Origin of the sequence: Faecalibacterium butyricigenerans, assembly GCF_020687345.1 — a bacterium.
GTDB lineage: Bacteria > Bacillota > Clostridia > Oscillospirales > Ruminococcaceae > Faecalibacterium > Faecalibacterium butyricigenerans.
Genome location: NZ_JAJEQL010000058.1, coordinates 1 through 5,190, shown reverse-complemented (window position 1 = coordinate 5,190; position 5,190 = coordinate 1). Strand labels below are relative to the sequence as shown.

General features: G+C 62.2%; 2 protein-coding genes and 2 rRNA genes. All 4 read left to right on the top strand.

Annotation, left to right across the window (positions count from 1 at the left end; all coding sequences use genetic code 11):
• Nucleotides 1-123 (top strand): 23S ribosomal RNA (locus LKD23_RS12585); the annotation flags it as partial.
• A 124-nt stretch (nucleotides 124-247) separates the two neighbouring features.
• Nucleotides 248-364: ribosomal RNA gene (rrf, locus tag LKD23_RS12580) — 5S ribosomal RNA — on the top strand.
• Nucleotides 365-553: 189 nt separating this feature from the next.
• A complete protein-coding gene (locus tag LKD23_RS12575; RefSeq protein ID WP_227621921.1) occupies nucleotides 554-3,898 on the top strand; it encodes a DEAD/DEAH box helicase in 3,345 nt (1,114 codons plus the stop codon).
• Nucleotides 3,895-4,890, top strand: a complete 996-nt coding sequence (locus tag LKD23_RS12570) for a C40 family peptidase (RefSeq protein WP_227621920.1) — start codon at nucleotides 3,895-3,897, stop codon at nucleotides 4,888-4,890. Before LKD23_RS12575 ends, LKD23_RS12570 begins: the two co-directional genes overlap by 4 nt.
• Nucleotides 4,891-5,190 lie beyond the last annotated feature (300 nt).

Genomic DNA, 5,190 nt, shown 5'->3' with positions numbered 1-5,190 from the left:
ATAAGATATCCCATTGTTTTAAACAAGTAAGACCCCTTGAAGACTACAAGGTTGATAGGCACGATGTGTAAGTGGAGTGATCCATTCAGCAAGCGTGTACTAATAGGTCGAGGGCTTGACCACAATTCGCTTGAGACTCTTAGAGTCAACGAAAAAATGTAAGCAGTGATTATTCAGTTTTGAAGGCACGTCCTTCTGAAACACTAGACAAAGTAAATCAGAAATGATATACTTAGCTAGTCATATGGTCGGTGACGATGACGGTGAGGTTCCACCTGTTCCCATTCCGAACACAGTAGTTAAGCTCACTCGTGCCCAAGATAGTTAGCTGGAAACGGCTTGTGAAAATAGGTAGTCGCCGACTTGAATATGCCGCTCTGAGAGTTCTCAGGGCGGTTTTCTTTTTGCTCAGCAGCTGAAAGAAAATTTGTAAAAGCATCCCGCACGTTTTACCGAGAGCGTGCGGGACTTTTTTCGTCCAAAGCTCTTGCATCTGGTCGGCGGGTGCGGTATGCTTAACCAATAGAACGCTTGGGAGAGGGAGGGCAGAGGCATGGACAGAGAAGAGATCCGCTATCTGCTGGGCAGCACGATCTATGCGCGGGCCAAGGCATACGAAAACCGGGTGCAGGGGATGGAATGTGAGACGGCGGAGAACGGCGTGCGTCATCTGAGCGCCGACGTGCGGGGCAGCGGCCGGAATGTCTACCGTACACAGGCATGGCTGCGTCAGAACGGAAGCTTTGTCAGCGCGAGCTGCACCTGCCCTTTCAATGAAAACGGCGAAGGCCCCTGCTGCAAGCACATCGGTGCGCTGCTGCTGAAGGATACAGCCGAACCGGAAGAAAAAGCTGCGCCGAAGCCAGAAAAACGCAGGGCGCTGGATATTCCGGGCGTGCAGCGGGGGACGGAATTTGCCAAGGAGGCCGCAGCCCGGAAGGACAGCTATGCCTCAGGACTTGAGATGCTGTTCGGCAGGAAATGGCGTGGCGACGAGCCGGTGTCAGATCTGCAGGCGCAGGAGCTTCTCCGGGCCTATCAGGAAGACGCGCTGGCCGAGGTGGAGAGCCTGACGGCCTCGGACAGCCAGCAGAGAGGATTCGCGGAGCTGGAACCCGAACTCATCCTCGATGACTGGGGCCAGCCGCCGCTGCTGCGCCTCCGCATTTCGGACGGCGGGCGGCAGTATGTCGTAAAAAGCATCCCGGAACTGCTGTCGGCAATCGAAAAGGAGCGGAGCGTCAGCTACGGCAAAACGCTGGCCTTCGTCCACCGATGGAGTGCCTTTACCCCCGAAGCGCAGAGGATCCTGACCCTGCTGCGCCGTCAGCAGGACACCGTGAAGAGCGTGGAGGCGGCCACAGGCCGTCCCACCCGCAGCATCGCAAACGGCCCGGCCGGCTGCGTACCGCTTTCGGGGGAGCTGCTGGACGCGCTGGCGGCCCTGTACGAGCCGCGAGGCGAGGTGGGCGGCTATGAGCTGCGCAAGGGCCTGCCCCCGCTGACCCTGAAGGTCGAGAAGAAGCGGGGCGGCGTGCACATCGTGGTGGAACCAAGCCTGCACACCCTGCAAGGCCTCGACTACAGCTATCTTTATAACGAGGACACCATCTGGAAGCTGGAACGGGCCGATGCGGCCCGGCTGCTGCCCGCGCTGAATGCGCTCTGCGGCAGCGGACTTTTCTTCACCAGCAAGGACGCGGTATCCTTCTGCAGCTTTGTGCTGCCGGAACTGGGCCGAAAGCTTACCATCGACGACCCTGACCGGCTGCTGCTGAATCAGATTCCCCTCGAGCCGGTGGTGCAGTTCTATCTGGATGCGCCCCACATGGGGGCCATCCGCGCCCACCCGGAGTTTTTGTACGGGGAGGATAAGGTGACGCCCTTTGCGGCTCCGGCGGATCTACTGCGGGACGCCCGGGCAGAGCGGCGGGCGGGGCGGCTGCTTCAGACCTATCTGCCCCAGCAGACCGATACCAGCCCCGCAGAGTACGGCACGGACGACGAGGATACCCTTGTCACCTTCCTTGAAGAGGGCGTGCCGGCCCTGCTGGCAGAGGGCGAGGTCTACCTCAGCGATGCATTCCGCGACCTGCAGGCCGCGCCGCCGAAGATCTCGGTGAGCGTGTCGGTGCAGGGCAGCGTGCTGGATCTGGAGGTGGACACCGGCGAGTTCCCGGTGAGTGAGCTGAAGGCCCTGCTGAAGTCGCTCCACCAGAAAAAGCGCTACCACCGCCTGCGGGATGGCCGCCTGCTGCGGCTGGACGACTCGCTGGAAGTGCTGGACGAGCTGAACGAGACGCTGGAGCTTTCCGGCGCAAAGCTGGGCCAGAGCCACGCCCGGCTGCCCCTTTACCGTGCACCCAGCCTAGACTGGGCGCTCTCGGGACAGACCGGCGTGCGGTTCGACCGGGACGACGCTTTCCGGCGGATCAGCCGGAGCTTCCACGCGGTCAAGGACAGTGAATATGCCCCGCCTGCCTCGCTGCAAAAGACCCTGCGCAAGTACCAGCGGGACGGCTACCGCTGGCTGCGGACGCTGGACAGCTACGGGATGGGCGGCATCCTCGCCGATGATATGGGTCTGGGCAAGACGGTGCAGGTGCTGAGCTACCTGCTGGCGATGAAGCAGAGCGGCCAGACTGAGGGCAAAGGGCTGCTGCCCAGCCTCATCGTCTGCCCGGCCTCGCTGGTGCTGAACTGGGCCGAGGAGTGCCGGAAGTTCACGCCGGAGCTGACCTGCGTGGTGGTGGACGGCGACGCAGCCCACCGGGCTGCGCTGGCTGAGAGCTGGCCCGCCGCCGACCTCGTGGTGACGAGCTACGACCTGCTGCGCCGGGATGAGGCTCTTTACGAGGGGCAGGAGTTCTACGCCTGCATCCTCGATGAGGCGCAGGCCATCAAGAACCACACCACCCAGAAATATAAGGCCGTCTGCAAGGTGCGCAGCCGGGTACGGTTCGCCCTCACCGGCACGCCGGTGGAAAACCGGCTTGGCGAGCTTTGGAGCATCTTTTCCTTCCTGATGCCGGGCTATCTGCCGCCCTATAAAAGCTTTTGCAGCCGGTTCGAGAAGCCCATCGTGCAGGAGGAGGATCAGACTGCCGTCCGGCGGCTCAATCAGCTGACCGGCCCCTTCATCCTCCGCCGGATGAAAGCGGATGTGCTGAAGGAGCTGCCCCCCAAGACCGAGAACGTCTACCGCATCGAGCTGGAAGAAGAGCAGCGGAAGCTCTATCTGGCTGCGGTGGTGGACGCTAGGGAGAAGCTGCGCGCCGCAAAGCCGGAGGACAAGATGGCGGTGTTTGCTGTCCTCATGCGGCTGCGGGAGATCTGCTGCGACCCGCGCCTTATCGCGGACAACTGGGAGGGCGGCAGCGCCAAGCTGGATGCTTGCGTGGAGCTGATTTCCGGTGCCGTGGAGGGCGGCCACCGCATCCTGCTGTTCAGCCAGTTCACCTCCATGCTGGAGCTGCTGGCAAAGCGTCTGGATGCCGAGGGCATCAGCCACTTTACCCTCCAAGGCTCGACGCCGAAGCCGGTCCGGGCGGAGCTTGTCCGGAGGTTCAACGGCGGCGAGGTGAGCGTCTTTCTCATCTCGCTGCGGGCGGGCGGCACGGGCCTCAACCTGACGGCGGCGGACATCGTCATCCACTACGACCCGTGGTGGAATGTGGCCGCGCAGAATCAGGCCACCGACCGCGCCTACCGCATCGGACAGCAGAACCCGGTGCAGGTGTATAAGCTCATTGCACAGGACACCATTGAAGAAAAGATCGTGGAATTGCAGCAGGCCAAGCAGTCGCTGGCCGACACCGTGACCGGCACCGCCGATGGTGCCATCCTCTCGATGCGGCCGGACGAGCTGCTGCAGCTGCTGGAAGGGAGCGAAGGATGAAATACGCATTGTTTTCGGTGCCGGTGGGCACCATTTACGACCTGCCCCAGACCATCAAAGAGGGCGAGGCAGGGCTTGTCTCCACCATCGGAGACGAGGGTCTGTACGGGCAGGCCTGTCAGGTGCGGACTGTGCCCGGCGGCGTGACCGCCGCCGGCGTCCTGCTGCCGCCGGATGTGGCCGAGGTGGTCAGCTTTTACGGTTATCACGGCTATGTGGAGCAGCGGGAGCTGCAGTTCGTCCGAGAGGAGGAGCTGTGGGAGTATCTGGGGGCAGACCTCGTTCTCGTGGGCCGGGCCACGGACGTCCTCAGCCTGCCGAAGGTGCAGGGGGTGCGGATGCTGGAGCTGGAGCGGGGCGGCGTCCTCCGCCGCCAGCACGAGACCGCTGAAGAGGCCGAGGCCCACAAGGGCTGGGCAAAGGTCCTGCTGACCGATGGCCGGGCGGGCTACGTCCGGGATGTGGCGCTGGAGCCGGTGCGGTACGAGATGACGGCGGTGTTCTCCCAGAGAGAGGGGTTGGCCTTCAATGACGCGCTGGCTGAGGCGCTGACCACGACGGCCGAGCGGCTGGTGCCCGACGCCGTGGCCCGCTGGTACGGCGGCAGCGAGGATGCCTTCCGGGCTGCGGTCTGTGCACAGGCGAAGAAATATAGGGGCACCGAGTACCGCTGGGGCGGAAAGTCGGGCCGGGGCATTGATTGCTCGGGACTCGTCAGCAGTGCCTATATGCAGTGCGGCGTCCTCATCTACCGGGACGCCAAGATCGTCGAGGGTTGGCCGATGCATGAGGTGGCGTTCGAGGACAAGAAGCCCGGTGACGCCCTCTTCTTCCCGGGCCATGTGGCCCTCTATCTTGGGGAAGGGAGATACATCCACTCCACCGGAGCCGCAGTCAGCGGCGGGGTGGTCATCAACAGCCTTGAACCGGAGGATCCGCTGTATCGAGACGATCTGGTCAAGAGCTTATATGCGGTGGGGAGCGTTTTCTGAAAACGGCGTTTTGCGCGCTGGTGGCGCGGGGTTAGAGCGCGGTTACGCGGGGCTAAGTTTTTATTTTCTTATGAACGGCTTCACGCGCCTGTGCGCGGGATAGAGCGCTCTTTCGGTAAGGCTAAGTTCTCTTTTGCGTGCCAAAAGAGAACCAGAAAAGCACCCGCTACTTTCGAGGCGCGGGAGGCACGAGAAAGGGGCTACTCGCCCCTTTCAGACCCCGAAGGAGTTGTCGAAGCACAAAAATGCTAGCCGCTTCGCTAAACGCATTTTTTGTACTTCTCCGGTTTACGGCTCCGC